Origin of the sequence: Arthrobacter sp. 2RAF6 (assembly GCF_052115205.1) — a bacterium.
GTDB lineage: Bacteria > Actinomycetota > Actinomycetes > Actinomycetales > Micrococcaceae > Arthrobacter.
Genome location: NZ_JBFRGF010000014.1, coordinates 36,750 through 63,160, shown reverse-complemented (window position 1 = coordinate 63,160; position 26,411 = coordinate 36,750). Strand labels below are relative to the sequence as shown.

Below are 26,411 nucleotides of genomic sequence, written 5' to 3'. Positions count from 1 at the left end.
ATATTGGAGACCACCTTGAATAAGAAGATCGGGGCCTTCCTGGCCTGTGCCTTCCTCACCGCCTCCGTGGCCGCATGTTCCGGTGTCAGCACCGGCGCCACCAACACCCAATCCGGTGACAAAACCATCACCGTTGCCACAGTGGCCGGATACGACGACACCGTCGCCGTCACCGGACTCTGGCAGGAACTGCTCAGCGAGCACGGCTACACGCTCCAGACCAAGCAGGTCGACCTCGCCGCCGGCTTCTCCGCCGTCGCCCGCGGCGACCTGGACGGCTACCTCAACGCATGGCTGCCCAGCACGCACGGCACCTACGTTGACAAGTACAAGGACCAGCTCCAAATCCTGGACCAGCCCTTCTTCGCCAACGACCGCCTCGTCCTGGTCGCACCGAAGTCTGTCCCCGAGAACACGATTTCGGAGGTCGTCCAGAACGCTGCCAAATACGATTCGAAGATCATCGGTATTGAAGCCGGTTCCGGCGAGATGAAGCTCCTGCCCGACGTCCTGAAGAAATACGCGGCAAGCGACAAGCTCAACATTGTAGCGGGAAGCACCCCCGCGACGCTGGCGGCCCTCAAGGACGCCGCCGCGAAGGACAAGCCGCTCGTGGCGACGCTGTGGACACCGCACTGGGCCTTCTCACAACTGCCCATCAAAGTGCTCACCGACGACCTCGGCGCATGGCCCAAGCCCGACGGCTCATACATGGTGCTCTCCAAGAAATTCGCGGCCAAAGACCCCGAGGTCGTCAAGTGGATGTCCAACATGAAGATCACCGACGACCAGTTCGCAAGCCTGATGCTCGCATCCAGTGAGGCCAAGGATCCCGTCGCAGGCGCCAAGAAGTGGCTTGAAACCCCCGCAAATCGCCAAGCCGCGGACAGCTGGTTCAAGTAAAGGGCAATCATATTGACGTAGCGGTTCCAAACACCCATTTGATGGGCAGTTCCGCCGGTCGGCGCGAGATCTCCTTCGAGTCCACGGCCGCTGGCTAACTCCAGAGACAACCACTCGGAAGGCAGCTTCTCGTGAGCGATAAGGGCTCCCAACCCAAGGGCACGATCAGCGCGAACAGGTCCGTAGCACGAGCTATCAGCGTGCTACGGGCCCTGGCCGGAAGTCCTGAAGCAGCCACGGCCACGGACATTGCGAGAAAGGTCGGGTTGCCCCGTCCAACGACGTTCCGGCTCCTGCTCACCTTGGAAGAGGAAGGCTTTGTTGACCGGCGGGACACCCATTACTCCCTGGGCTGGGACCTGGCGCGTATCGCACGATCGGCAGATCCGGCGGCCGGAGTGATCGCACGGACAAGGGGCACCGCCAAGAGTCTTGCCGAGCAGCTTGGAGAGACGATAACGCTGAGCCTGCGCCGGGGCCTCTTCGAGTTCGATCTCGTGCTCCAAGAGTCCCCCAGATCCATCCTTGTGACAATGTCCGACATGCGCGGCATGAGATGGCCCCTCCACGCGTCCGCTACCGGAAAGCTGCTCCTGGCCGAACTCACGCCAGAACAGGTGTTCCGAGCGACCGGGGAGGATCTACCGAAACTCGCCGCAAGAACAATCACGAACCGGCAGGCTCTCCGTGCAGAACTGGACCGCGTCCGCGGCCAAGGATGGGCACAAATTGACGATGAACTCGAAGATGGGCTTTTCGCGATGGCAGTACCGCTCCGCGACAACGTCGGGCAAATGTTCGCAGCCTTGGCCATGGTCGGACCCCAGCAACGCGTTGAATCAGATCACACAAAACAGCGCCACCTCAAGCTCCTGCTTGACGGCGCAGGGCAACTCACTCAGCAGTTGACAAGTACCATGCCAGCCCACGAGTGACCGCCGGCACGTGAGGCCTCCCCTACTAACCATGTCCCATTCCACCATCAGCAGACAGGATCCTAGATGTCTTCCCAGCTCAGCGGTGTACTCACCGCCCTTGCCACCCCGTTTACCGCCGACGGCCAAATCGATGAACCAAAACTGCGTTTTCTCGTGGACCGATCCATCGATGGCGGAGTCGACGGGGTCGTCGCCTGCGGCTCTACCGGCGAATTCGCTGCGCTCAGCAACGATGAACGACGCCTCGTCGTGGAAACCGTTGTGAGACATACGGCCGGGCGGGTGCCGGTGGTCGCCCAGACCGGGGCAATGAACACGGCCGAAGCCATTCGCTTGTCCCGACACGCGCAGGAGTGCGGGGCCGATGTGCTCATGCTGGCCACCCCATACTATGAGGCGCTATCCCTCACCGAGACCACAGGCTACCTGCGCACGGTGGCCGACGCGGTGGAGCTTCCAGTAATGCTGTACAACTTCCCCAGCGCAACCGGGGTCAACCTCGACTCCAGGACCGTGGGGAAGCTGGCCCGCGAAGTGGAGAACATCCGCTATATCAAGGACTCCAGCGGCGACATGGGACAGGCCACCCAGCTGATCCACCACCACAGCGAACACATCTCCACCATCATCGGGGCCGACAACTTGATCCTGGCCGCTTTGACCGAAGGCGCACCCGCCGTCATGGCGGGCACCGCCAACATCGTGCCGCGCGAGATCGTGGCCGTGCACCGGGCCGTCGCCGCCGGCGACTTCACCACCGCCCGGACCGAGTGGAACCGTATCTACCCCCTCATTGACGCCATCCTCTCCGCCCCCTTCGTGCCCGCCGTCAAGGCCGCCTTGGGAATGCTCGGCCACCCCATCGGCACACCGCGCCGGCCCATCGCAGACCTGGATCCCGCCAACCTGGCCCGCATCCAGAAGCTCATAAGCGAACTGCAGCTGGATGCGGCATACGCCTAGACGACGCGCACGCCCGACAGCTCAGATCGGTCCATCCACGCCAAGCCTTGGATTTCCCATCCCACCAACAACCATCAGGAGTGATCGACTATGACAACTACTGCAACGACCGCCCCCGGCACCGTACGCCGGGCTACTGACCCGTCCCCCCTTCTTGCCGCCGGGGAGCTGCCCCAGGGCCAGCACTTTATCGCCGGACAGTTCCGTGCGGGAACCTCCGGCGAGACTCAGGCCATCGTCGACCCGTCTACTGAGGCCGTCATCTGCCAGGTCGCCCAGGGCACCGTCGAGGACGCCGACGCCGCCATCCAGGCCGCATTCGACGCTAAGGAGGCCTGGGGCCGCACCGTGCCGAAGCACCGCTCGGAAATCCTGCTGGCGATCGCCGACCGGCTAGCCGAGAATGCCGATCTTCTAGCCCGGTTGGAGGCACTCAACACAGGCAAGGCGATGATGGTGGCCGAGGACGACGTCGCGGGTTCCATCGACTCGTTCCGTTTCATGGCTGGGGCCGTCAGGGCCACGACTTCCCTCGCTGCGGGCGAGTACGCCGAGAACCACCTTTCGGTGATCCTGCGGGAACCGCTGGGTGTCGTCGGTGTGGTGACCCCGTGGAACTATCCCCTGCTGATGGCCGCGTGGAAAATCGCCCCCATCCTGGCTGCGGGAAACACGATGGTCCTCAAGCCGTCGGAGCAGACCCCGCTGACCACCTTGAACTTCGCGGAGCTGATCGCGGATCTACTGCCTGCGGGAGTGTTCAACGTCGTCACCGGCCTCGGTCCGGTCATCGGTGCCCGCCTCGCCGAGCACCCCAAGGTGGACATGATTGCCCTGACCGGCTCTGTCAACAGCGGCCGGGCCGTGGCCCGTGCGGCCGCGGAAACGGTCAAGCGCGTGCACCTGGAGCTGGGCGGGAAGGCCCCCGTGGTGATCTTCGCCGACGCCGACCTGGCCGCGGCCGCCGAGTCCCTGCGCGCGGCGGGGTACTGGAACTCGGGGCAGGAGTGCGGCGCCGGCTGCCGGGTCCTCGTCCACGAGTCGGTGGCTGAGCGGTTCTCCCAGTTGCTCGTCGAGCAAGTGGGAACCCTGGTGGTTGGGGAGCCCACCGCGGGCGCCGACGTCGAAATGGGGCCGATGATCTCGAAGGCCCACTTCGAGCGGGTCCTCGGCCACCTCGAGCGCGCCAAAGCCGCCGGAGCCAAAGCCGCCCTCGGCGGAGGCGCCTTGGAGGGCCGCGGTTACTTCGTGGCCCCCACGGTGCTCGTGGACGTCCCCGAGGGGGCCGCCTGCACGCAGGAGGAGATCTTCGGCCCCGTCGTCACTGTCGAGACATTCTCCAGCGAGGAGGAAGCCGTGACCCGGGCCAACCAGGTGCCATACGGGCTTGCCGCCTCTGTGTGGACGCTCAATCCGCAGCTGGGCCACGACATGGCCTCCCGTCTGGACGCGGGCACCGTATGGGTCAACTCCCATCTAGTGCTGGCCAACGAAATGCCCTGGAGCGGCTTCAAGAGCTCCGGCTACGGGCGCGACCTGTCAGCCTACGCTCTGGACGACTACTCCCGCACGAAGCACGTAATGCACAACAAGGCACGGTAGCCGCTTACACCGCCGTAGGCCGCCATTGACCCACAACAATGCCCTGAACGCAGGATGGGGGGTCGGTGGCGGCCACAGGCTACTGGCAAAAGCACGGATCCGCCTTTAGGCTGCGAAGAGCGCGTGCCGGACAGCCTTCTCGAAGCCGTCCACATGGATTCGTGCCAGTTCCGCAGCCTTGGCCTCGTCGCCGTCGATTACCGCGCGAAGGAGATCGACGTGTTCATGCACGTGGCGGGAAAGATCGGGCAGGCGGTCCAGGACCATGCACCAGATCCGCGTGGCCAGGTTGTCGTAGCGGATCAGTGCATCTTCCAGGTGCGGATTTGCTGCCGCAGCATAGATCCCCTGATGGACGCGGGCATCCAAACGCAGGGTCTCCGCAACAGAAGACTTGGTCACATCGAAGGGGCTATGCAATGATCCGCTCCTGTTGCGCCGGCGGGGCAAACGTCAGGAGGAGAAGCCCGGAAGAGGAGGCGTGCAGGGGCAGCCGACCAGCGACGCACGTGTAGTTGATAACAGCTCCGGGTGCAGTCAGGCGCTCCACGAAGAGCACGTCGCCGCCTTCCATGACGCCGAGCTGGATGTGCTGGCCAATGATGGCGTGCAGGTCTTCCATGAACGGCATGGCGACGTCCCTGAGGCCGAGGGTCGGTGGGGCACGGGAAAGGACAGACTCTCCCCCTTGGGTTCGGGGCATGGTCTAAGGCTTCCGCGATTACCGCCATCATGTCGAGCCCCATGCCGCCACCTCAGTCGCGGGGATGGGCGCCAGCAGGTTTCCCGGGACCGCCATGTAACAGTTTCAGCGCATCATGTTGGCCGGGTTCCAGAGACCCCCAGCCGACAAGCGGGGTGGGCGGGGCTCAGTGACGAAACGGAGCAGCGGCAGACGCGGGCCTCCGATGACTGGTAGTCATTCAGTTAACCAGGAGGTCTGCCATGAACAGCCATGAAGGCAGAAACTGGCAACGACACAGCACGGACCCACTCCCCCAACTCCACCCAGTCATGCAGTCTCAGCCCGGCCAGACCATGAAGGAGTATGAACCCATACCGTGACCGTGACAAAGAAACGAGGCACCCAACCAAAGCAACGGCCACCAACAAAAATGGGCCCCCGAAAGGGCTCACAAAAAAGCTGATATGTGCACAGTCAGAGGGCCAAAGGCACCCTGACCGGCCGAGACCTTGCGAGCAGCACTACCTTCAAATGACGTACATGTCAGGGGCCGCGGTTGACTGCTGGACGCTCTTTCAGGGTCTGGCCGATCTTCTCGACGGAGGCGAACCACGACAGCGTCCTGGTCAATCGCGCCGATGACCGTGCGCATGTTCGCGAGCTGGGCTTCGATTCGACTGTTTATAAGGGGTTCAAGATGCGCGACACGATTGCGCAGGCGATACACGCCTTCGACCGCCCTCTCCAGTTCATGGACCGGTCGTTTCAAGTTCGGGAATGCCGAACTCAGCGCCTGATCCCACAGCAGCTGCTTCCCGGCATCCTTACGGCCCGGCAGCATGAACCGCCACATACCAAGCGACATGACAGCAAGCAAATCCTCATGCAGCGGCTCCCGAAGGTGCGTCGGTTGCAGGTGCGTTGACCTCCCCGCCCGTGACCTGGCATCGGGAATATCCCTGCCCACGATCCGCTCTATCAACACAGAGGGATCCAGAAGCCAGTCCGAAGAGTGGAGCTGTCCTGTTTTCGGGTTGGTCTGGGTGGCGCTCCAAAGACACAATTTCTCATCGAGGGCATTACGAAGCACGAGGGTTCTCCATCAAGCCTAGGGGTACTGTGGAGCAGTGTCTTAGATGTAGCTGCGAGGAGTTGAGCCGCTGATGCTTGCAGGGCTGCCAGCTCCTCAATCTGCCGGGTCCAGGTCAGCCCTGCCACAACCAGGAGGGCAACGGGACGAGGGGCGTCGGAGGAGACCTTCTTTCCTCCGACCCATCGCCATGAAGTACGCAAGTCCTGCCGTGAGGAGCGCGAGCACCTATCCGGAAGGGGTGCTCCTGCTCTGCGGGCTCGCCGCGGCTTCGAGGCAGCGGTCGGCATCGGCCTGGCTGCCGGCGCGGGTGTACTCCTGGGCCGCTTCGCGGAACATTGCCCGCGACTGTTCGTCCGCTCCCTCGGCCTGACGGAGGACGCCACGGGCTTCCCACACGGCGCCGCTCCACAGGCCTCCTTGCCACATGCCTGCGATTCCTTCTGCTCTGCTGACGAAGGAGCGTGCTCGATCAAGTTCGCCGGCTCGCGCGCAGGCCGCCGCAGCACTGGTCAGGTAGCCCATCGAGCAGGGCTCGCAGGAACGCATCCCGCTCAGCTCCCGCTCGGCGACCCGCACGACGGCGAGGGCCTTCTTCGAATCGGCAGCTGCCTGGATCATGGTGCCGAAGACACGCACCAAAAGGTGGGTAGCAAGTTCGGAGCGGACGGCGAATGAGCGCGCCCGGCTAAGCAGCCGGTTCGCGTCGAACTTCCGGCCGCCGATGAGTGCGACTTCTGCGAGCCTCTGTCGCGAAAGGGCAGATCCGGAAAGACAGCCTTCGCGGTCATTTGCCTCCGCCGCCTGTGCGAGGTTCTTCTGGGCCTCGATGAGGTGCCCGGCAAGTAGCTCAGCCTCGCCAAGCATGAGTTGGCCGAGGGCGGTGCCGGTCCCGGAGCCGGCCTCCTCGGCGATCCCCATCATCTGCCGTGCGAAGTCGGCAGCGATGGCATAGCCCTCAGGCCCTGTGAGGTGGTACTCGGCGAGGCAGAGGTGGGCGTCGTAGACGATGGGCTCCATGTTGGCCCGCATGCGCATGGACTCAGCGAGCTCTTCCGCGAACCGCTCGCGCCAGCGGCCTTGCGCCATGGCGACCTTGGCGAGGATGACAGCGGCTTCTCCGAGCTCTCGGCCCAATCTGGAGTCGAGGGCGATGGAGCGTGCCTCCTCCGCTGCGCGCTCCGCCTCCTTGAGGTCGTTGCGGTTCAGATGCACCAAGGCCCAGGCGAGCAGGGCGTGGGCACGTTCGGCCTGGGTGGGCTGGAGCGCACCTTCGACGGTCAGGACGTCTTCGTAGAGGGCGATAGTGGCCCGGTCCGGCCCGATGCCTAGGTGGTCATGGAGTGCCTCACGCAGCCGCTCGAACCGCCGGATCGCCTCTCTGCGTTCGCCGGCGCCCAGATGGGCCCGCATGAGTGCGCGTGCTGCCTGCTCGTCGGTGGGGTCTTCGTCGGAGAGCCGCTGCCACAGCTCCCCTGCGCGCAGAAGATCCAAATACAGCTGGCGCAGACGCTGGCGTGGCTCGGCCAGCCAGGACTCGTAGCGGTCGTCGGGAAGGAGTTCGCCGTGGTGAAGATTCGCGGCAGCTCGGCAGGCCGAAGGATCGCTCGCAGCCAGCGCTTGGCGCGCTGCACTCTCGAAGCGCTCGACGTCGGTGTGGACCTCGGCGGCGGGCCAGAGCACGAGCACCCCTTGGTGGTTCACGACGGTCTGCTCATCTGCTGTGGCGCGCCGGGCGAAATACAGGGCTTTGCGGAGGTTTGTGCCGGAGGCCTGAGGGTCGCTCTCGGGCCAGAGCGCCTCCATGACCTGCGACCTGTGCAGGCGATGGTCAGGGGAGAGCGCGAGCAGCTTGAGAACGTCTGCTGCTCGACGGCTTCGCCAAGCGTCACCGGGCGTCAGATTGCCATTGACTGAGACGGCAAACCGCCCGAGGAGTTGGAATTCCACTTCCTTCACTACTGGGATCGTAACCGACGCCCCCGGCTCCGTACAGCGTTTGCAGCGGAACGTTCGCGGAACGGTGTCCTCCGTAGCGTGAGTGGAAAGAAGCGGAATCGAGAACGAACCGAGTTGAGGAGGAGCCATGCTCTCCAAAGATACGCACAACAGCCTGCCGGGCGTCCCCGCTGCGGCTGGACCGCGCGACGTCGCGGCCGCTTTTCTGAACGCCCTGGCCGCCCGCGAGTTCACGAGAGCCCACTCGCTGCTGGCCCCGGAGATCCAGTTCAGGATGCTGGTCCCAGGCAGGCTCATGACAGATCAGGGCGCGAACGCCACCATCCGCCGGTTCGCTAGCTGGTTCGCGGGGGCCGACCAGTTCCAGGTGGAGGCCTCCAGCGCCCAGGAGATCGAAGGCCGTGCGGTGCTGACGTACCGCTTCCGGCTCCACGACGCGAGGGGATGGCAGCTGCTCGAGCAGCACCTGATGCTCGACGTCGGCAGCGACGGTCGCGTGGAAGCGATTGATCTGCTGTGCTCAGGCTTCCGCCCGAGCACAGTGGACGAGCCGGGTCACGTGCACCCCTACGACGCGGGAGACCTCGGGTGCGCCGACGGTCTCGCCCGAGACTTCCGCGAACAGATCCAGCGCATCCCGATCGGCGACGTGCTCCTGGTGAGCACCCGCGATCCGGCTGCCAAAGATGATCTGCCTTCCATGGCCCGTCTAATGGGCCATGTTGTTCATTCGATCAACGCACCGGGAGACGGACGTCTGCTGGTAAGCGTGGAAAGGGGACGATGAGATGAGCGAGAAGCTGATCTTCAACTGCACCCATGGAAAAGAAGAACCCGAGCGCGCCACGCTCCCGTTTGTCGCGGCGAACGTCGCCGCGGGATCGGGCCAGGATGCGATCGTGCTGTGCACGATCGAAGCCGTGTGGCTGGGGACCAAGGGTGGAACCGACGGAGTGGCCCAGCCGGGGCTGCCGGAGCTCGGCCACTTGTACACCGAGTTCATCGAGAACGGCGGCCAGGTGTGGCTGTGCGGCGCGTGCGCCAAGCCCCGAGGCATCATCGAGGAGCAACTCGAGAAGGGCTCCACCATCGTGGGAGCCGCCAAGGTCGTCGAGGAGGTTCTGGCCGGAGCCAAGACGGTCGCGTTCGCCTGACCCTTGCACCAGCTGTGAATGATGCCTGACACCGAGGGCATCACCGGCCCCACCTGTGTCGCGCCGCAGTTGCTGGATGCGGCGTTGTGTTGCTTGGTGACGTTCGACTTCGCGTTCGTGGAGCCGACCGCAATCCTGGACACCTGACGGGTTCTGAGCGACCTGGGTCAGACGCCCTCCAGCGAGAAGACGATGCGCCGCACGCTGAGCCGATGTGTCGGCCGTGGCTATCGAGGCCTCATCGCGCCCGCTTGCTTCAACCATGCGGTGACCCACGGGGATGTGTCGTTGTGTCTCTACGACGTCACGACCTCTGGCGGACCACAGACTTCAGCAATGGGGTGAGCCGCCGCAACATCGACGACAGGGTCGACGCCAGCAGAGGAACCCCGGAAGATTGCTTGATCTCGGCACTGACCTTGGCGGCCGGTCAGCCACCGCGTTCGCGGACGATGGTGACGATCTTCAGGCGGCGTATGGCGCGCAGGCCGGGCCATTGGGATAGCGCGGCGAGGGCGAGGATCGCGGCCGCGGACAGCAGCAGGGGTCCCGGGTTCACGACGAGGTCGAGGCGGAACAGGTAGTTCGAGTAGGTCGACAGGAACGCGCTGGGACCGATCACGCCGACGGGCAGGCCGGGTAGCACGCCGAGCAGGGCGACGAGCAGATTCTCGGCCGCGACCAACCGGGCGACCGTTCGGTGCCGGACCCCGCCGGCACGTAGGGTGGCCGGCTCGCGCGCGTTCGAGGATGTTGACCGACATGGTAGTGAACACGACAGTGAAGGCCATCAGCCCGCCTAAAACGAGCATGCCGCCGACGAATGCGTAGAACAGGCCGACGTACTGGTGGTAGAGGCCGGCCAAGGCCTTGCTGTCCTATAGGCGGCAACGCCGAGGAGCGCTGTCAGGGTGCGGCGCAGTGCGGAACGGTCGGCTTCGGGTGCGTACCGCAGCAGTGCGGACGTGGCCGTGACGGGCCCGACGGCGCGGTTGAGCCAGGTGAGCGAGCCGTAGGCGAAGGTGCCCAGCGGCTCGTCCCGGAACCCGGCGATTTGTGCCTGCACTGTGTGTCCGAGAAGCGGCAGAGTCAGTGTCACCTGATCACCCGCGTGCACAACACCCAAGGAATCCTGTACGCCCCGGTCGACCAGCACGCCGTCGTCCGGCAGGGTGGTCATCCCGCCGCCGGGCGGCCGAAAGCCGTGCAGGTCGGTGCTGGACGGCATTGCCTGCAGCGCGGTGGCGTACCCGCGTCCGGCGTCGGCGTGACGCGACAACAGAAGCGGAGTCTCACGGGAAAGAAAGCCCGGAACCGCGCCTCCGCTGATGTATTTGCGGCTGCTGCGGATCACCCGGTCCGGGTCACACGCCGCGACGGCGAATCCCTGGTGCTGATGTCGGAGAGCGCCGATGAGGCGCGTGCCGCGCTGCTGGAACTGGCGGCCCAGCTTGTGGCTGTCACAACGAGCACGGAGGGAACCCTCGCCGATCGCATGAGCGATCGCTTTCCCTGGATGCTCGCCCTGAGCCCGGCAGACCGGTCGACCTGTGCGCGCGAGATCGTCGCGGCGGCGCGTGCATCCTTCGCCACCAAGCAGCCCCACCTGGCCATTGCAGAACTCACCGCCTGGCGTGAGAAGGCAACGGCCATCGCCGCCGGCCTCGGCAACGAGCCCGTCGAATGGCTTGATGACCTCTCCGAAGCCATCGAGCGTCCCTGAGCGATGGCGAAAGGGGAAAAGGTAGAGCGTCCGACGAAGAAGGCTGAATACGAGCTTCGGTTCGCATCTGTCCAGGCGAAGCGAGGCTGGACGGACCTGAAAGCCACGATCAGGAATCCGCTGGTCGATGCGTGGGGTTTTCTGACCAGGACGCCTGAAATCGAAACACCCACCAACTACCGCCTGCGTGGCGAACTCGGTGTTGTGACACATGGAGGCTCCACCCATGACCGCTGGCAGGGTGTGCATAATGTGCACGCCCCTCTTTGAAGGAATTGACTGAGACGGCAAGTGAAACCCAGTCCGAGAAACCGGGGAATCGTCCCAGTCGTCCTGTCCTCCCCCTTGCGGCATCCAGTAATCGTTGATCGCCTGAACGGCCTGCTCTTTCGTCATCCGGGCAGCATCTCGTTCATTCATTCCAACGGTGTGGTGAGTTGCCAGACCAGCGCCAGGGGAATAGCCGAAGTGGGAGGGGCTGCCATTCCGCGGGCAGGCAAGGCTCCGTCATCAACGCATGCCCAAAACTCATCCTCACTGACCTCGAGCTGGTCTTGGAGAATATGGTTCCAGATCGAACTCGAATACGTGGTGCGATCCACCGGGCGGGAAATCCGGGTCCGCAAGATCCGTCCATCTTGCAGACTCAACCGGTAGGTCCCGTGATGGCGCACTGGTTTCCCTCGGGCATTCGTCACCAGGTCCCCGCGCTCGGTTAGACAGAACTTCTCATGGTCGTCCCGTCCGCCCATGCGTCGGACGCTCATGCCACCGAGCCGGTGAGCCAGTCGGTCAATTGCTGATCGGTGGACAGGTCAATGAGCTGAACCAAGGCCCAGTTCTCGCGGTGATTGGGCGCCGCGTGCAGATCGTCCTCCCAATCCTCCGCGTAGTCCCGCAAAGCATCGACGAAGTCCGCCAAGGCTTCAGCCAGTTCCGTGGCCTCAGCGGCAAAAGGATGCCCCGGCATGAAGACAGTCCATGCTCCGTCCTCATTCACGACCTGGACATTGGAGACGACCGTCAATTCCAGATACCGGCGCAAACTTTCTCCATTGACAACGGCGGCCGTGGCCCGGTCGGGCCGCCGTATCGTGGACAGCCCTCCCCGCTCGCTGAAATCCAGGATCGTCTTCAACGAATCCCGTGCTTGCGTGAACCCGTAGACGTGTCCACCGACCGTGTCCTGTATGGGGGTGCTCATCCATCAATCATGCGCACGTACGTCAAGTACGTCCGTCGTTTTCCGTTCCGTGGTGGTCACTAGACCATTTGGTGGCTAATGCCGTAGCAAAATCACCGAAGACTGTTCCCGCGGGGATGACGACGTCACGCGCTTGGCAGCTTCCGCGGATCGGGGAACCCGAGCGAGACGTACCCCGGCGCCCGCTTGTTCAGTGAAGCTGCCAGCACCGGAGTGGACTCGTCATGGTAGTCGTGAACGGTCGCCACCGTTTTCCCTAGGTACGGTCGGATGATTCGGCCAGCGTATTGGACCAACCTGCCCTTGAAGGAAATGGGTGCCGCAAGGAACAAGGTGTCCAGCTTCGGACAATCAAAGCCTTCGCCAATGTATGAGCCGGTTCCCAACACGAGCAGCGGCTCTGAGTCATCGGAGTTGGAAAGACGCTCGACGGCGGCCTGTCGTTCTTTCGCCCTCATTGCCCCGGTGAAGACCACCGGCTTCAGACCATCCGCCTCGAACCGGGACCTGAAGGAATTAAGATGGGTTTTCCAGGTCGTCAGCAAAAGAATTCGCGAGTTCTGTTCGTAAGCCGCCATAACGTCGTCGTATATTTGCTGCAGGCGAACCTCGTTGGTGATCAAGTCCTTGTAAATGGTGGAAATCCCGCCAGGCTCGCTGGGATCAGCACCGCCACCGTAACTGTAGGACGTCCGGTGCAGCTTCAAAGCCAGTGTCGGATCGGCAACCTCCTGTGCGTCGCGTGGCAGCTGCTCCGGAGCAGGGGGTGAAATGGTGTGCGTGATCTTGCCGAGCTGGTGGTAGATCAGCGAGTCCAGTTTGTCCCGCCGGTACGGTGTAGCCGTCAACCCCAACCAGTACCGTGCCGGGATCTGGTTCATGACGTGGCTGAATGCCGCGGCCGGGACATGGTGGCACTCATCCACGATGACAAATCCGTACCCGGCGGTCAGCTCGGCGACGTTGTCGCGCCGCGCGAGCGTGGGCAAAAGCGCGACGTCGATGCGTCCGGTTGTCTTTGCACGCCCTCTCGAAACTTTGAGCGGTGCCGGATGCGCGCTGATCATCAATGCGCAGTGTGCTGCCACTCGATTCGACGAGTTGATGCAATAGGGACAACAACCCGCGAGGCAAAATAAGGTCCCCCTCAAGGGTTTCGTCATAGTTGCGGAGAAAACGCGGGATGTCCCAGGTCGACCGGCGCTGGCGTTGACGATCGTAAAATTCGGGGTTAGGCATTGACGCGGCATGTTTGACTGCCGAAATCATGGCCGGCCCCAGATCCGCTGCTTTGATGGTTATGCGTGAATCGAAGGCAGCGCGAATGATGAGCGCCGGGCGAGGAACGATCTTGGACGACTGGGGCAGTTCGAGCCGGCGAACTTCTTGTCCCAACTTCACGGCAGGCAGCCTGCGGATGTGGGAGTTGACTTCTGCGTCTGATAGCCGGTCGAGGCTGGACAGGTACGCCCATTGGTCCTCATACGGTTCGAGAGTAGTGGTGTCGAGGAACAACGTTGTGCCGTGCTGGCGGCGCTTGCCGTTCAGCGGTGCGGCAATCAGATTGCCCATGCCCTTGCCCGAATGCACGTCTTGGGACGGAAAAAGCCTGTCATAACTCGCCAAGCTCATGCTTCCGCGCAATCCCATTGCTTCGTGAATTAGACCGGTGCCGAGCTGGCGCGCGGCCGACGCCGGTACGGCCGTGCCGAAAAAGATCCACGCATGAGCTCCGCGTCCAGATTGGGAGACTTCAAGCGCAACTGGGATCCCGCGAAAGCGCGCAGCCTTGACGTACGCCAACGCATCCAACATTGCCGCACCGCCGTCGAAATCTGCCGCTACCCACCAGCACGTTTCCTGCTCAGTCAGGGGATACAGGCCAATGTGCTGCCGCCCGCGCAGATGTTCAGCCACAACGGTCGGAGTAAGCGGCAAGAAACGATCATCAGCCATGTTCGCGCCTTTGCGCCAACCGCCGGCGACGGCGGGTATCCAGCCGGATCGACCGTCCCGTGAATTCTCCCATCGGAGTGCATAGACATCGCTGCGCGCTCGGAACAAGTCCTGGAACAGACGCACTTTTGCCTCAGACGGCGATTCCATGGTCACGAGGCCACGGTTCACAACTGCAGGAATTGCCGGCTGGTCTTGGCGGGGAGCTCGTGATTCGGACTCGGTGAGTTCCAACAGTTTCCGCAGCCGGGCGTTCTCAAGGCGCAGTTCCTCGAGTTCGCGGTTCACGGCGTTGCCTGCCGCATCGGGAAACCAGGGCAGGGCACTTTGCCCGACGACATCCGGCGTGTCTTCATTCACAATTTCCATTGTGACCGGAGAAACGCCTGAACTCCGAAATCTCTCGTGAAATCCTGGTCGGAAGCGCTGGCCAAGTCCTCCTGGCAATCATGCCTATGCGTCAGCCGTCATCCCATACAGATCAAGGGCTTACCGACCCGTTCGGGACCCGCCTGCCTTTGCCTGCCGGCGGTATTCGTCCAGCAGAAGAACCGGCACCGGAGTGATGCCGGGGAGGTCGGCGTCCCTGTAATATTCGGCCTTGTGCTGGCTGAGCAAGTCCTCGCAGTCGCGATGCCATTCGAAGTCTGGGATGGAGAGGGCTGCCCGGTAAACTTCATCGACCGTGTCCGGGAAACGGCCGGCGAGATCCTCCAGAACATAGGGCGGGATCGTGGAGTCCTCCAGATATTGCCGGATCAGGACCGAAGCCGGGTCGGCCGATGGGGTGCCGTGAGCGTCCTCGACCTCCCCATAGCGCACGAGGAAAGACACGGACTTCACCGGGTGGTGGTAGAGCGCCACGTCGTCGGATTCCGCGAGCTCCGGCGGGAAGGAACCGTCCGGCGCCAGCTGCTCGCCGGAGAGGACCAGCCCGGCCACGGCAGAATCGCCGGCGGCGAGCTCTGCGCTGCAGGCATCAAGGAAACCGCGGTATGCCGCGATGGCTCCAGGCCCGGTCCCGCGGATCACATGCGAGCCGAAACGCTTCACGAAGATGGCATGGTGCTTCTGCACCGTGTTTCGTGCGCTTTCGGCCTTCGCCGCGTTGCGGAACAAGAGCGACGGAAAGTGCTCCAGCAGGGAAACCGCCAGGGCCCTGACGGTGGGAAGGTCCTTCGGGCCAAAGATCCGGAGGTTGCCGCTGATGGTCCAGATGTCCCCAATCGGCACCAGGCGTGTGATTACGTATCCGCCGCTTTTGACCTTGCTGATCGCATCCGCGCCGACGGTTGCGTAGGTTCGGTAATCCATCTCGTCGATGAGGTTGTGCAGGGTGAGCCCGGCACCGCGGCGCGTATCGACGCGGAAGGCCCCGTACACATTGTGATCGCGCCAATCCTCGTATGCGGACCGGTCTTCCAGGGTGATGGTCTTGTTGGTGCGCAGGTACCGATCCAGCAGCGGTTCGCGGCCGTCCGGGCCCGGCTCATATAGCAGCGCCTCGACGGCCTCTGCCCAAGCATCCTGTCGCCCGGATTCGGAGCCGGAGGCTGATGTTACGGCCTGTGAGAGACGTCGGGCGAACCCCGGCGTTGTCGCATAGTCGACCAGGGCTGCCTTGAGCTCTGTCGCCCGATCCATGAGTGCTTCAATATCCATCCTCCCATTCTTGTCCATGAGTGGCCTGGCTGTTTGGTCCCGGGCAGTACTGCATACGTGCGTGGCCACGAGTGCCTCCGTCCGGAGCCCCGTGTTTGCACCTTCCGCCTTTTCGACTGACATGAGCACTGTTTTTGCCCTGTCACCGTTCAGCGTCCGGGTCCGCCTCGCGGCACCGTGGGACTAGGGGTAGGATTTAGCCCTGCCACGGCCCGGAGGTCAATCACCTCACGGCACAATACGCCGACAGCCGGCTGCTTTACCGCGCCGCAAAGAGGGTGGCGGGGGCCCGGGTTCACGAGGCGGTGACGGGAGAGAACGTGGCGCAATCAATCGAGCAGCGGGTCGCACAGGCGGCTGAAAAGGCGCTGAATGACCACGGTTACGTTGCGCCGGTCGACGTGCTCGTGGGAATGGGTTGGCTGCAGCCTTTGCAGCGAGATCATTGGCGCCAGGGACGCACGCCCTATCTTGAACAGGTGGTGCAGGTCGACTTGGGCAAGATCTCGACGGCGATGCGGGCATTGCATCGCTGGGCCCAGGAACAGGGGTTGCAGCCCAGCGAGACCAGCTACCTCGCCCGGACCCGCGACCGCAAGACGCTGCGGTTCTCCGCCAGCGGCAGCCCGTCCTTCGAACGCGAATACCGTACGCATTGGCTCTCCCCGACATTGTCACCGGCGAAACGCGCGCGCGTCCAGGACCAGGCCAGTCGGCCGCCGGACCTCGTCGTCGTCTCGCCCCTGAAAGACTGGACGTGCACAGGGTGCGGCGGGCACGGGGACTTGCTGCTGATGGAAGACGACGCGCCGCTGTGCATGAGCTGCGCCGATCTCGACCACCTCACTTATCTGCCGGCCGGCAATACTGCTTTGACGCACCGGGCGCGCAAGGCCAGCGGCCTTTCGGCGGTAGTCGTGCGCTTCAGCCGGTCCCGACGGCGCTACGAGCGACAAGGCGTCCTCGTCGAGGAGCAGGCGCTGGTGGATGCCGAGGCATCGTGCCTGGCGGACGCGGAGGCGCGCACCCGCCGTCGAGCCCGCGATGAGGAGCGGCTCCGCGAGGTTGACAGCGAGCTCGCGGACCGGATGACCGCGGAGATCAGCCGGCTGCTACCTGGATGTCCCCCTCAGCGCGCTGCCGGGATCGCCGCACACACAGCGGCACGGCGCAGCGGCCGGGTCGGCCGCACCGCCGAGGGACAGCGACTTGACCAACAGGCGGTGGAGCTGGCAGTTGTGGCCTCCATCCGCCACCAAGACACCGACTACGACGAACTGCTCATGACCGGCGTGCCGCGGAACAACGCCCGCGAGCAGGTCCGTGAAAAAGTTGACGGAGTGCTCGACCGCTGGCGTCGAGGCTCAGACCGTTAGGGGCCTCCGCGCAACCAGGCCGCTGCACCGCCCGACACTTGGCCCGAAGATCATTGGCCGCTGGGCCGGCCCCAATGGAGCCCGCAACCCGTTCACAGCCGGGCGACGCGGCCCGGGGTTTTAGATGCCAAAACAGCTTCTGGACCACGAATCCTGCCAACAAACAGTCACATGTCATGTAGCCCCTTGCCGAGCCCATCATGAAGAAGGGAGAAAGCCAGAACTGTTCCCCAATTCAGGAAACGAGGCACCCGGCCACAGCCCACGGCCACCGCAAAACGGCCAGGAACTTCGGCCCCATCATGGCAGCCGCCGCCAAGCACACCATCGTCCAGGTGTCGGAGATCGTCCCGACCGGCGCCCTCGACCCGGAGAACGTGGTAACTCCCGGAATCTACGTCAACAGCATCGTGAAGGTGGCCTGACATGAGCATCCAAACAACTCTGCAAACTTCGGCTACGCCGTTGGGCCGTGATGATCTCGCGCGGCTCGTGGCGCGGGACATCGCTCCAGGCTCGTTTGTGAACCTCGGCATCGGTCAGCCTACGCTCGTTTCCAACTACCTCACAGAAGAGCAGAACATCACTCTCCAAACGGAGAACGGAATGCTCGGGATGGGCCCGGAGGCCAAGGACGAGGAGATCGACGGCGACCTCATCAACGCCGGCAAGATCCCCGTCACCGAGCTCCCCGGCGCTTCGTATTTCCACCATGCCGACTCCTTCGCGATCATGCGCGGCGGCCACCTGGACATCTGCGTGCTCGGCGCGTTCCAGGTCTCCGCCACGGGCGACCTCGCCAACTGGCACACCGGAGCACCGGACGCCATCCCGGCCGTCGGCGGCGCGATGGACCTGGCCACCGGCGCGAAGGACGTTTTCGTCATGATGACTCTCCTGACCCGCGAGGGCGTGTCCAAGCTTGTGGAGCACTGCAGCTACCCGCTCACCGGCGTCGGCTCCGTCACCCGCACGCCCGGCGCGGGGACAAGTACGTCACCGTGATCATCGACCTCACCCCGGTCCGCGACAGGACCGGCCCGGCACGGTTGCTCGACATGATCGAGGGCCGCTCGAAACAGGTCTTCAAGGCCTGGCTTGCCGAGCGGCCGAAAGCGTGGCGGGACGGGATCGAGGTCGTTGCGATGGACGGGTTCACCGGGTTCAAGACCGCAGCCGCCGAAGAGCTCCCGGACGCGGTCGAGGTCATGGACCCGTTTCATGTCGTCCGGCTTGCCGGCGATGCCCTGGACAGGTGCCGCCAGCGTGTCCAGCAGCAGACCATTGGTCACCGTGGACGGTCCGGGGATCCGCTCTACGCAGCCCGCCGGACCCTGCACACCGGGCACGATCTGCTCACCGGGAAGCAGAAAGACAGGTTGGAGGCCCTGTTCGTGACGGACAACCATGCCGAAGTCGAAGCGACCTGGGGTATCTACCAGCGCGTCATCGCCGCCCACCGCGAATCTGACGGCACCCGAGGGAAAGAGCTCATGCGGGCAGTGATCGGCGCGATCAGCGCCGGCGTTCCCGCCGCGCTGACCGAGGTCATTACGCTTGGCCGGACGCTGAAACGCCGTGCAGGGGACGTGCTCGCGTACTTCGACCGGCCCGGCACCAGCAACGGGCCCACGGAAGCACTCAATGGCCGGCTCGAACACCTCCGCGGCTCCGCCCTCGGCTTCCGGAACCTTGCCAACTACATCGCCCGATCACTCCTCGAGACCGGCGGATTCAGACCCCGGCTACACCCTCAAATGCGATGAGCCATTAAACACGAAGGCGATGATAGAAATGAACGCCGGCGCCTGGGGGGAGTCATTTCCGCTGCAGTTTCACGCGTCAGGCTGCTGCGGTGGTCGGACAAGGAATCCAGGATTCCTCGCAGCCGGGCAAACCAATGAATACGTCAATATCCTGCTGATCCAGAATCTGCGCCACACTCGCTCCCATGTTCGCACGTCACTGTCTGTACTGGCTGGTCAACGGCGGCAGGTGTCGGCATCCACGTTACGAAGGACCGATCGTCGTGCCTGACCCATCGTCGTGCCGCTATCAGCGATCAACTGCCGCCAAGCCGGTACGGTTACAACACCCCCGGATCATGAACGACTGGGGGCAGAAAACCATGCCGGGACCGACCGGCCATCTATGGCGCCGGAGAGACAGTAGCCGGACTACTCACCCAAACAGGACCTTCAATTACCTACCGCTATGGGAGCCTGCACTGCATTGCCCCATTCGGTCCAGGAGCCGTCGTAGTTCCTCACCTTGTCCATGCCCAGCAGGAAAGTCAGGGCAAACCACGAATGGCTTGAACGCTCGCCAATGCGGCAGTAGGTGATGACTTCATCGTCGGCTTGAAGGCCTACTTCGTTGAAGTAGATCTCCTCGAGTTCCTTCCGCGGCCTGAACGTCCCGTCGTCGGAAACGGCCCGCGCCCACGGGACATTGCGCGCCCCGGGGATATGACCGCCGCGGAGGACCCCTTCCTGCGGGTAATCGGGAATTGACGTGCGCTCCCCCGTGTATTCCTCAGGGCTGCGGATGTCTATCAGGGGTAGGCCGATGTGTTCCTGGACGTCATCCTTAAACGCCCGGATGGAGGCATCGTCCCGTGTGACCACCGGATACGGTGGTGCGCTCCTGGCCCGCGCAGGCGCTGTTTCGAGAGGGCGCCCTTCGGAGATCCACTTTTCACGTCCGCCGTCGAGCAAGCGGACGTCAGGATGGCCAAAGAGACTGAACACCCAAAGGGTATAGGCCGCCCACCAGTTGTGCTTGTCACCATAAATGACAATGGTGCTGTCCCGTGAAATGCCGCGGGACGTCATCAGATCGGCAAATTCCTGGCCCGTCAAATAGTCGCGCATCACCTGGTCGTTCAGGTCTGTATGCCAGTCAATTTTCACGGCCGACGGAATGTGGCCCATTTCATACAGCAGCGGGTCCTCGTCAGACTCCACGATGACCAGCCTGTCATCAGCCATGTGCTGCACCAGCCATTCGGCGGTGACCAGCCTGTCGGAATGTGCGTACTCTGCGATTCGGTCAGAATTGTCTGGAGCTAAGGCTTGCATTAAGGTCCTTCCATGGGATTGATAGCCCCTCAGCGAAAAGACCTCCCCCTGCCAACTTGTTCATCCACGAACAGGGATGGGGTCAATTCACGAGCTTTGATTCATGTTTTCGCGCCCGGTGCGCCCGGAGATTCGCCGGGTTGCCGCAGATTTTCACGTCATGCCAAACGCCGCTGTTGTTGCGTGAACGGTCAAAGAACGCAACCCTGCATTTTTCGCTGCGGCATAGTTTGAGCCGGTGCCAGGTTCCAGCGAGTTGGGCCTGGAAAATCTCTGTCATCGCCAGGGATTCAATGTGCCCGGCTCCGGCTCCCTGCGGTTCTGCCTGGACCATGCCATTGGATTTGAGCTTCAAGGACGTGGCGGTCGTCCAGACGGTGGGCAGGGCGTCGACGTCGGAACGGACGACGGCGTCCGGGTCCCCTTCGGCGTTGAGCGTGCCTGCAAGTTCGTCCCGGAAGTATCGCAGGTGTTCCAGGTCGCGTTCCGTCAGTTTGACTTCGACGTAACGCCTGCCCGTGGCCAGGGCCCACTGGTTCAGCCCAGCATCCACCCAGGCCTGGGCGAGCCCGAGGTCAAGCAATAAGTCGGACCTTCGCGGCTTTCCGGCGGATTTCGTGTTGAGCAGGTCATGCACGAAACCGAGCCCGCCGGGGGCACTTTCCATGTCGTAGCGGTGCGTCGCGTTCCAGTCGCTCACTGTATCCTCTTTCGCCAACTTCCAGGGCACCCTTGGCCATCCATCATGTTAAGTGCGGTTAGCGGCCTTGAAATTCCAACACCGGGCGCGGCCTTCCCTCCTTAAGGGCTTCCACTGCCGATTTCAGCCCCGATTGGGTGTCTTCGCGATCAAACAAGGGCATGGCGATATCAAACATGGCCTGGTCCGCCGCGGCCACGCCGCCCAGCGACCAGGTCCGCAGCAGTGCCTTGTGCGCGGCGTGTGCCCGCGTGGGACCGGTAGCGATCCGCTGCGCAAACGCCAAGACTTCCTCCCGGAGTTTGTCGTCGGAAGCGACGCGGTTCACTACTCCGGCGCGGCTCATTTCGGACGCCGGTACTTTTTCCGAGGTCATCGCCCATTCTGCTGCCCGCGCCTTGCCTGCCCTCTCTGCCACCCGGTAGATGCCGCCCAGGAGAGTAACGATGCCAAGAGTCTGCTCCGGATGCCCGAACTCCGCTGACTCGGCCGCAAAGATGAGGTCGGCACGGAGAGCGAGTTCAAACCCTCCTCCGAAGCAAAGACCTTGGACTTCGGCAATCACCGGCATGGGCAGCAATTCGAGCTGGTTGAAGACGGACATGTAGCGCTCAAACAAGGCACGCAGTTCCCGGGTTTCGGCGCCCGGCCACGTCATGATGTCGCCTCCGAAGCTGAAGTCCGGGCCTTCGGACCGGATGATGACAACGCGGGCGTCACTGCTGCCGATGGCGGTGATGGCTTCGGAAAGCTCGTCTGCCATCTGAAGGTCGATTCGGTTCTGGGGCGGATTGTCAAGGACGATGGTGGCAATCTGGTCCTGGACAGTGAACGTCAGGTGGGTCATTGGCTTAGGCCCTTTCGTTGAAGAAGTAGTTGCGAACCGTCTGAGTGCCGCAGGATTCAGTCGGCGGAGTAGAAACGGGATTCACCCACTGCCTTCCCGATCCGCTTGCCGAGTTCAGCCGAAAAGCGGAGCGCTGCGTCAAGGGGGCGGTGGTGGATGGCGGCGGAGACGATCTGGCCGTTCTCGTCCTTGGTGAGGATGGTGATTCCGTAGAGCTTGAGTCCGCCGAACGCCGTCGCCTGCCATTCAAGGTAGGTGCGCGGACCATTGACGGTTTGGTGAGTGAACTCGAGGGATTCGTAAATAGAGCTGGCTGCGCTCATCACCGTTTTGACGTTCTCCCGGCCGGTGATCGGAGACCGGATGACGGAAGCCTCAAGGACGACGTCAGGGTGGAAGGCCTCGCCAAAGTCGTCCGCGGACTTGCTGGCAAAGGCGTTGATCCAGCCTTGAGCGTCGGCACCGCCAGATGCCGTGGCAGATCCTTCAGAAATTTCGTGGAGGAATCGGTCGATGAGTCCGGCCACGTTCTGGGGCTGCTGGATGTGAGGCCAGTGGCCCGCCCCGCTGAGTACTTCCTCCTTCACGTGCTGGAATCGTGGGGCGACCGCTGAAGACACCAGCTCAGCGGTGGCGAAACCGTCGGCTTCACCCCGGATTATTAATACAGGTGAGCCAAATTCGCTCTCCGCAGGGGCGTCCGGGATCCCCTCGTTCCAGCAGTCAACAAGGCGGGTCACCACTTCCGGGCGGATGCGGCTGCCTATAAAGGTGAGCTTGTCCAGCCCTGCTTGGTTCAGCCCGCCGCCCAGGTACATCCGAACCCCGCGCTGTGCTTCTACGTCCCCGCCGAGCCGCCGGAAGGAGCTGACAGCTTCCTCGGGAAGGTGCGTCCCTGCCAACGGAACGGGCGTAACGAATACTGCGCCCAGCACCTTGTCCGGGTGGCGGACACCCACGAGCTCGGCCACGAGCGTTCCCATGCTTTGCGCGACGAGTACTACGGGCTTGTCCAGCCCAGCCACGACCCTATCGACGTCGTCGGCGTATCGCTGCAGACTGTAGGGGCCCTCATCCCCGCTCCGGTCCCCCATCCCTGCCAGGTCCAGCCTCAGCAGCTGGGCGTTCGCGGTGGCGAGTTCGGAGACGACGTCGTCCCAAACAGTCTGATCGTCCAGGAAACCGTGGATGAAGAGCACGGCCACATCGCCGCTGCCGGTGGTTGTCAGCGAGGGATCCTGCTTCTGCAACTGCTCCATGACAGTGGTCATCTACTGCTCCTTGGTGAGGGTCGATCCGGACGGCGACCACGCTGCCGTATTGATGGGTGACCAGTCATCGGGCTGGCCGTCCAGGCGTGCCATGCGCTGCTTGTGCTTGGACTTGAGGAGGTCCTCCTCAAGGGGAGTAGTGAACACGTTTTCAACCAGGGTGTACTCAGCCGCCAACCGGCCGACGGCGGTGAGCGCCGCAGTGTCAATCCGGCCCCGTTCCAGGTAAAGCTCGTCTTTGACGTGGAAGCGGACCACTTCGCCCCACACGACGTGATCGTTCATGTCGCCCACGGGAATGATGCGGTTAACGATGCATTCCATCGCAATGGGCGCGTCTTTGATCCTCGGTGCCGTCACGGCCTGCGAAGCCTCTTTTTCGAGCCCCACCGCCTCAAACTCGTCAACGCCAGACGGGAACTCGAAGGCTGAGGAGTGCAGGGCGTGAGCCTGTGGAAGCGTGGCCACGTTGACCACGAAGTTCCCCGTTTCGCGGATGTTGACGAACGTGTCCTTGAGGGTCTTTTCGTCCGAACGTGGCTGGAGCGAGATGGACACCATCGGCGGCTTTCGTCCCACCGCCGTGAAGAAGGAAATGGGTGCAAGGTTGGCCACTCCCTCATCAGAGATGGTGCTCACCCAAGCAATCGCTCGGGGAATGATGCTTCCGATGAGGAGTTTGTAGGAGTGGACGGCGTCGAGATCCGCGCTATTAATGATCATGGAGGGCCTGTATCTTTCCCTGTCAGTGTGTGGGGGCGTTCCAGGAGGAACGTGACCTTAGGCTGCATCGGCGCGGCCTGCGGTGGTGGAAGTTTTGGAGCCTTGTGAAAATCAGCTGAAGTAAGCGTATCCGCTTTACCTATTTCAAACAAGAGTGTTGATTCAGACTTCGAAAACGCCTCAAAGTGGCGCAATCGCGCGGGAGCGGGGACGCCAACTACCGCTCCAGCACGACAGCAAGGCCCTGCCCCACGCCGATGCAAATGGCGGCAACGCCAACTCCTCCTCCGCGGCGTTTCAGCTCGCGCGCCAGGTGTATAAGAATGCGGGAGCCGGACGCGCCCAGCGGGTGTCCCACGGCCAGCGCGCCACCATGGATATTTACTTTCTCCGGATCCAGATCAGGCCACAGCCGCAGGCACGCCAGGCTTTGGGCCGCGAAGGCCTCATTGAGCTCCACGACATCCACGTCTGCCCAGGTCTTCCCTGCACGGGCCAAAGCCTGGTTGGCGGCCTCCACGGGCGCAATGCCGAAGATGTCTGGATCGTTGCCGGCCACCCCGCGTGAAACGATGCGTGCCAGAGGTTCCGTTTCCAGGGCGCCCTCACGGCCGATGAGCATGGCCGCCGCCCCATCGTTGAGCGGAGAGGAATTGCCTGCAGTGACTGAACCGCCGTCTCGGAATGCCGGATCCAGGCCAGCCAAAGCCTCCTCCGAGGTGGTGGGCCGGACACCCTCGTCGGTGAGGAGCAGTGAATCCGGATGGGGCACCACTTCGTCGTCGTAGACGCCCTCGGACCACGCTTTAGCGGCCAGCCGGTGGCTGCGAACGGCAAACTGGTCTTGCTCTGTCCTTGAGATGTCGAATTTGTCGGCGAGGTTTTCCGCCGTTTCGCCATTGGAGATGGTCCAGGCCTGGTTCATTCTGGGGTTGACCATGCGCCAGCCCAGCGTCGAACTATGGAGAGTTTCCGGGCCGACAGGAAAGGCCCGCTCGGGTTTTGCGAGGATCCAGGGCGCCCTGCTCATGGATTCGACCCCGCCGGCAACAATCAGATCGGCATCGCCGATTTCCACCGCTCGGCTGGCCTGGATGGCAGCCTCGAGTCCGGAACCGCACAGCCGGTTGACCGTAACGCCAGGCACCGACGTCGGAAGCCCGGCGAGCAGCGCAGCCATGCGCGCCACATTGCGGTTATCCTCTCCAGCACCGTTCGCGTTGCCCAGAATCACCTCATCAATCCTGTGCGCCTCCAGCCCCGGTTGCCTGTCCACCACCTCGCGGACCACATGGGAGGCCAAATCGTCGGGACGGATGCCAGCCAATGACTTCCCGAATTTTCCGAAGGGGGTACGGATCCCGTCGTAAATGAAGCTGCCTGCCATCGTTCTGCCTTTCGTGGTGCATGCGTGAAGAAGATCTGGAATGGGGGCTGGCCCGCGGCCGTGAAATGAGCATACGCCAAAAAGTCATTGCAGGACATAGTCTAAACATGTACGCTTATTTCACATCTTTACCGTAAAGAGTGGGCTTCCCGGTGGAAGCGAGGACTCGGGCCCCTTCACCACGCAACTGATTCAAGATTCCCCGCGGCGCGCGGCGTGGCTCCCGCGGTTGTCATACCTACCCGGCACGAGCGCCGGAGAGAAAAGAGAGACGCATGGCAGAACGACTGGATGTTGAATTCACGGCCGAGGGGGGCATCAAGCTTCGGGCTTGGCTCTACCTTCCCGAGGGCCCGGGACCCCATCCCGCCATCACCATGGCCCACGGCTATGCGGGCACGCGCGCCCACGGCCTCGATGCGTATGCCTCCCGCTTTGCCGACAACGGATTCGTGGTCCTGGTCCACGACCACCGGAATTTCGGCGCCAGCGAGGGGGAACTCCGCCACGACATCAATCCCTGGCAGCAGATCAAGGACTGGCGCCGTGCGGTGACCTTTCTTGAGAGCAGGCCCGAGGTAGACGCCTCCCGCATAGGCCTGTGGGGCTCCAGCTACTCCGGCGGACACGCCCTGGTTCTGGGAGCCACGGAACCACGGCTCAGGGCAGTGGTCTCCCAGGTGCCCGCCATCAACGGCCATGTGGCTGGCTCCCGGCGCGCGGTAGGCGACGCCAAGACGGCGCTGGAACAATCCTTCGTCGACGACGAACGGGACCAGGCCGCCGGTAAGGCACCCAGGATGATCGCGGTGGTGAGCAGTGACCCAAGCCAGCCTGCCGCGTACCGGCTACCCTCCGCCCTGCGCTTCTACACGCAACCCGGCCCGGAACAATACGGCTGGGACAACACCGTCACCTTGCAGTCCACCCGCGCAGCCCGCCTCTACGAACCCGGGGTCTGGGCCTCAAGGGTGTCCCCCAAACCCCTGCTTTTCATTGTTGCCGCTGACGATGAACTGACCGGCACGGACCTGGCCCTGGAAGCCTACGAACAGGCCCAGGAGCCCAAATCCCTGGTGATGCTTCCCGGCGGCCACTTCGAGCCCTACGTCGAGAACTTTGAAGACTCAAGTTCCGCCGCCCTCGACTGGTTCTTGCAGCACCTCTAAGCCACCACCAACTTCAGGG

General features: G+C 63.2%; 25 protein-coding genes and 4 pseudogenes. 14 read left to right on the top strand and 15 right to left on the bottom strand.

What is annotated here, in order from left to right:
* Window positions 1–15: 15 nt before the first annotated feature.
* The 4 genes from AB4Z38_RS12145 to AB4Z38_RS12130 all read left to right on the top strand — a co-directional run bounded on the left by AB4Z38_RS12145 (window position 16) and on the right by AB4Z38_RS12130 (window position 4,406).
* The gene (locus AB4Z38_RS12145; protein WP_441429946.1) at window positions 16–903 is read left to right on the top strand and encodes a glycine betaine ABC transporter substrate-binding protein; all 888 of its coding nucleotides are present in this window, start codon (window positions 16–18) and stop codon (window positions 901–903) included.
* 131 nt (window positions 904–1,034) lie between these two features.
* Window positions 1,035–1,838, top strand: a complete 804-nt coding sequence (locus AB4Z38_RS12140) for an IclR family transcriptional regulator (RefSeq protein ID WP_441429945.1) — start codon at window positions 1,035–1,037, stop codon at window positions 1,836–1,838.
* A gap of 66 nt (window positions 1,839–1,904) precedes the next feature.
* Window positions 1,905–2,804: a 4-hydroxy-tetrahydrodipicolinate synthase gene (gene dapA, locus AB4Z38_RS12135; protein ID WP_441429944.1), complete on the top strand. Its 900-nt coding sequence runs from the start codon at window positions 1,905–1,907 to the stop codon at window positions 2,802–2,804.
* 90 nt (window positions 2,805–2,894) lie between these two features.
* Window positions 2,895–4,406 (top strand): aldehyde dehydrogenase family protein, encoded by a 1,512-nt coding sequence (locus AB4Z38_RS12130; RefSeq protein ID WP_441429943.1) that lies wholly within the window; start codon window positions 2,895–2,897, stop codon window positions 4,404–4,406.
* 105 nt (window positions 4,407–4,511) lie between these two features.
* Here the strand turns inward: AB4Z38_RS12130 and AB4Z38_RS12125 are convergent.
* Both AB4Z38_RS12125 and AB4Z38_RS12120 read right to left on the bottom strand, forming a co-directional pair.
* A pseudogene (locus AB4Z38_RS12125) lies at window positions 4,512–4,814 on the bottom strand (FCD domain-containing protein); the annotation flags it as partial.
* Between the two features lie 4 nt (window positions 4,815–4,818).
* Window positions 4,819–5,109 (bottom strand): IclR family transcriptional regulator domain-containing protein, encoded by a 291-nt coding sequence (locus AB4Z38_RS12120; protein WP_441429942.1) that lies wholly within the window; start codon window positions 5,107–5,109, stop codon window positions 4,819–4,821.
* Between the two features lie 538 nt (window positions 5,110–5,647).
* Here AB4Z38_RS12120 and AB4Z38_RS12115 point away from each other — a divergent pair.
* Window positions 5,648–6,016: a hypothetical protein gene (locus tag AB4Z38_RS12115; RefSeq protein WP_441429941.1), complete on the top strand. Its 369-nt coding sequence runs from the start codon at window positions 5,648–5,650 to the stop codon at window positions 6,014–6,016.
* 393 nt (window positions 6,017–6,409) lie between these two features.
* Here the strand turns inward: AB4Z38_RS12115 and AB4Z38_RS12110 are convergent, their stop codons facing one another.
* Window positions 6,410–8,140 (bottom strand): AfsR/SARP family transcriptional regulator, encoded by a 1,731-nt coding sequence (locus tag AB4Z38_RS12110; RefSeq protein WP_441429940.1) that lies wholly within the window; start codon window positions 8,138–8,140, stop codon window positions 6,410–6,412.
* 127 nt (window positions 8,141–8,267) lie between these two features.
* Here AB4Z38_RS12110 and AB4Z38_RS12105 point away from each other — a divergent pair, with 127 nt between their 5' ends.
* The 3 genes and pseudogenes from AB4Z38_RS12105 to AB4Z38_RS12095 form a co-directional block, all read left to right on the top strand.
* On the top strand, window positions 8,268–8,927 hold the full coding sequence (locus AB4Z38_RS12105; RefSeq protein WP_441429939.1) for a sulfurtransferase TusA family protein: 660 nt from the start codon (window positions 8,268–8,270) through the stop codon (window positions 8,925–8,927).
* A 1-nt stretch (window position 8,928) separates the two neighbouring features.
* Window positions 8,929–9,294 carry a DsrE family protein gene (locus AB4Z38_RS12100; protein WP_441429938.1) on the top strand — a complete coding sequence of 122 codons (366 nt, stop codon included), beginning with the start codon at window positions 8,929–8,931 and terminating at the stop codon, window positions 9,292–9,294.
* Window positions 9,295–9,411: 117 nt separating this feature from the next.
* Window positions 9,412–9,606: pseudogene (locus tag AB4Z38_RS12095) on the top strand (IS1634 family transposase); the annotation flags it as partial.
* A 118-nt stretch (window positions 9,607–9,724) separates the two neighbouring features.
* Here the strand turns inward: AB4Z38_RS12095 and AB4Z38_RS12090 are convergent.
* Window positions 9,725–10,075, bottom strand: a complete 351-nt coding sequence (locus AB4Z38_RS12090; protein WP_441429998.1) for an FtsX-like permease family protein — start codon at window positions 10,073–10,075, stop codon at window positions 9,725–9,727.
* A gap of 18 nt (window positions 10,076–10,093) precedes the next feature.
* Window positions 10,094–10,573: a hypothetical protein gene (locus AB4Z38_RS12085; RefSeq protein ID WP_441429937.1), complete on the bottom strand. Its 480-nt coding sequence runs from the start codon at window positions 10,571–10,573 to the stop codon at window positions 10,094–10,096.
* Between AB4Z38_RS12085 and AB4Z38_RS12080 the strand changes: the two genes are divergently transcribed.
* Entirely contained in the window at window positions 10,562–11,017 is a 456-nt protein-coding gene (locus AB4Z38_RS12080) for a prevent-host-death protein (protein ID WP_441429936.1), read from the top strand. The genes AB4Z38_RS12085 and AB4Z38_RS12080 overlap by 12 nt on opposite strands.
* Before the next feature lie 763 nt (window positions 11,018–11,780).
* Here AB4Z38_RS12080 and AB4Z38_RS12075 read toward each other — a convergent pair.
* From AB4Z38_RS12075 to AB4Z38_RS12060, 4 genes are all read right to left on the bottom strand, one after another.
* Window positions 11,781–12,221, bottom strand: a complete 441-nt coding sequence (locus AB4Z38_RS12075) for a hypothetical protein (RefSeq protein ID WP_441429935.1) — start codon at window positions 12,219–12,221, stop codon at window positions 11,781–11,783.
* A 125-nt stretch (window positions 12,222–12,346) separates the two neighbouring features.
* Window positions 12,347–13,210 (bottom strand): DEAD/DEAH box helicase, encoded by an 864-nt coding sequence (locus tag AB4Z38_RS12070; protein WP_441429934.1) that lies wholly within the window; start codon window positions 13,208–13,210, stop codon window positions 12,347–12,349.
* Window positions 13,140–14,537, bottom strand: a complete 1,398-nt coding sequence (locus AB4Z38_RS12065) for a TOTE conflict system archaeo-eukaryotic primase domain-containing protein (RefSeq protein ID WP_441429933.1) — start codon at window positions 14,535–14,537, stop codon at window positions 13,140–13,142. The genes AB4Z38_RS12070 and AB4Z38_RS12065 overlap by 71 nt, the downstream gene beginning before the upstream one ends.
* Window positions 14,538–14,666: 129 nt before the next feature.
* On the bottom strand, window positions 14,667–15,839 hold the full coding sequence (locus AB4Z38_RS12060) for a hypothetical protein (protein WP_441429932.1): 1,173 nt from the start codon (window positions 15,837–15,839) through the stop codon (window positions 14,667–14,669).
* Window positions 15,840–16,159: 320 nt separating this feature from the next.
* Here AB4Z38_RS12060 and AB4Z38_RS12055 point away from each other — a divergent pair, with 320 nt between their 5' ends.
* The 4 genes and pseudogenes from AB4Z38_RS12055 to AB4Z38_RS12040 all read left to right on the top strand — a co-directional run.
* Window positions 16,160–17,215: a DUF2293 domain-containing protein gene (locus AB4Z38_RS12055; RefSeq protein ID WP_441429931.1), complete on the top strand. Its 1,056-nt coding sequence runs from the start codon at window positions 16,160–16,162 to the stop codon at window positions 17,213–17,215.
* Between the two features lie 269 nt (window positions 17,216–17,484).
* Window positions 17,485–17,640, top strand: a pseudogene (locus AB4Z38_RS12050) (CoA-transferase); the annotation flags it as partial.
* Between the two features lies 1 nt (window position 17,641).
* A complete protein-coding gene (locus AB4Z38_RS12045) occupies window positions 17,642–18,220 on the top strand; it encodes a CoA-transferase (RefSeq protein WP_441429930.1) in 579 nt (192 codons plus the stop codon).
* A pseudogene (locus AB4Z38_RS12040) lies at window positions 18,187–18,981 on the top strand (ISL3 family transposase); the annotation flags it as partial. The gene AB4Z38_RS12045 and the pseudogene AB4Z38_RS12040, both read left to right, overlap by 34 nt.
* Before the next feature lie 432 nt (window positions 18,982–19,413).
* Here the strand turns inward: AB4Z38_RS12040 and AB4Z38_RS12035 are convergent.
* The 6 genes from AB4Z38_RS12035 to AB4Z38_RS12010 form a co-directional block, all read right to left on the bottom strand.
* Entirely contained in the window at window positions 19,414–20,295 is an 882-nt protein-coding gene (locus tag AB4Z38_RS12035) for a sulfurtransferase (RefSeq protein WP_441429929.1), read from the bottom strand.
* A gap of 82 nt (window positions 20,296–20,377) precedes the next feature.
* Window positions 20,378–20,995, bottom strand: coding sequence for a CGNR zinc finger domain-containing protein (locus AB4Z38_RS12030; protein WP_441429928.1), 618 nt, complete (start codon window positions 20,993–20,995; stop codon window positions 20,378–20,380).
* Between the two features lie 58 nt (window positions 20,996–21,053).
* Window positions 21,054–21,842 (bottom strand): enoyl-CoA hydratase/isomerase family protein, encoded by a 789-nt coding sequence (locus tag AB4Z38_RS12025; RefSeq protein WP_441429927.1) that lies wholly within the window; start codon window positions 21,840–21,842, stop codon window positions 21,054–21,056.
* 56 nt (window positions 21,843–21,898) lie between these two features.
* Window positions 21,899–23,113 carry an alpha/beta fold hydrolase gene (locus tag AB4Z38_RS12020; RefSeq protein WP_441429926.1) on the bottom strand — a complete coding sequence of 405 codons (1,215 nt, stop codon included), beginning with the start codon at window positions 23,111–23,113 and terminating at the stop codon, window positions 21,899–21,901.
* Entirely contained in the window at window positions 23,114–23,836 is a 723-nt protein-coding gene (locus AB4Z38_RS12015) for a flavin reductase family protein (RefSeq protein ID WP_441429925.1), read from the bottom strand.
* A gap of 217 nt (window positions 23,837–24,053) precedes the next feature.
* Window positions 24,054–25,223 (bottom strand): thiolase family protein, encoded by a 1,170-nt coding sequence (locus tag AB4Z38_RS12010; protein ID WP_441429924.1) that lies wholly within the window; start codon window positions 25,221–25,223, stop codon window positions 24,054–24,056.
* Window positions 25,224–25,498: 275 nt separating this feature from the next.
* On the opposite strand from AB4Z38_RS12010, the gene AB4Z38_RS12005 reads away from it, so the two are divergent.
* The gene (locus AB4Z38_RS12005) at window positions 25,499–26,392 is read left to right on the top strand and encodes an alpha/beta hydrolase (protein WP_441429923.1); all 894 of its coding nucleotides are present in this window, start codon (window positions 25,499–25,501) and stop codon (window positions 26,390–26,392) included.
* Window positions 26,393–26,411: the final 19 nt, after the last annotated feature.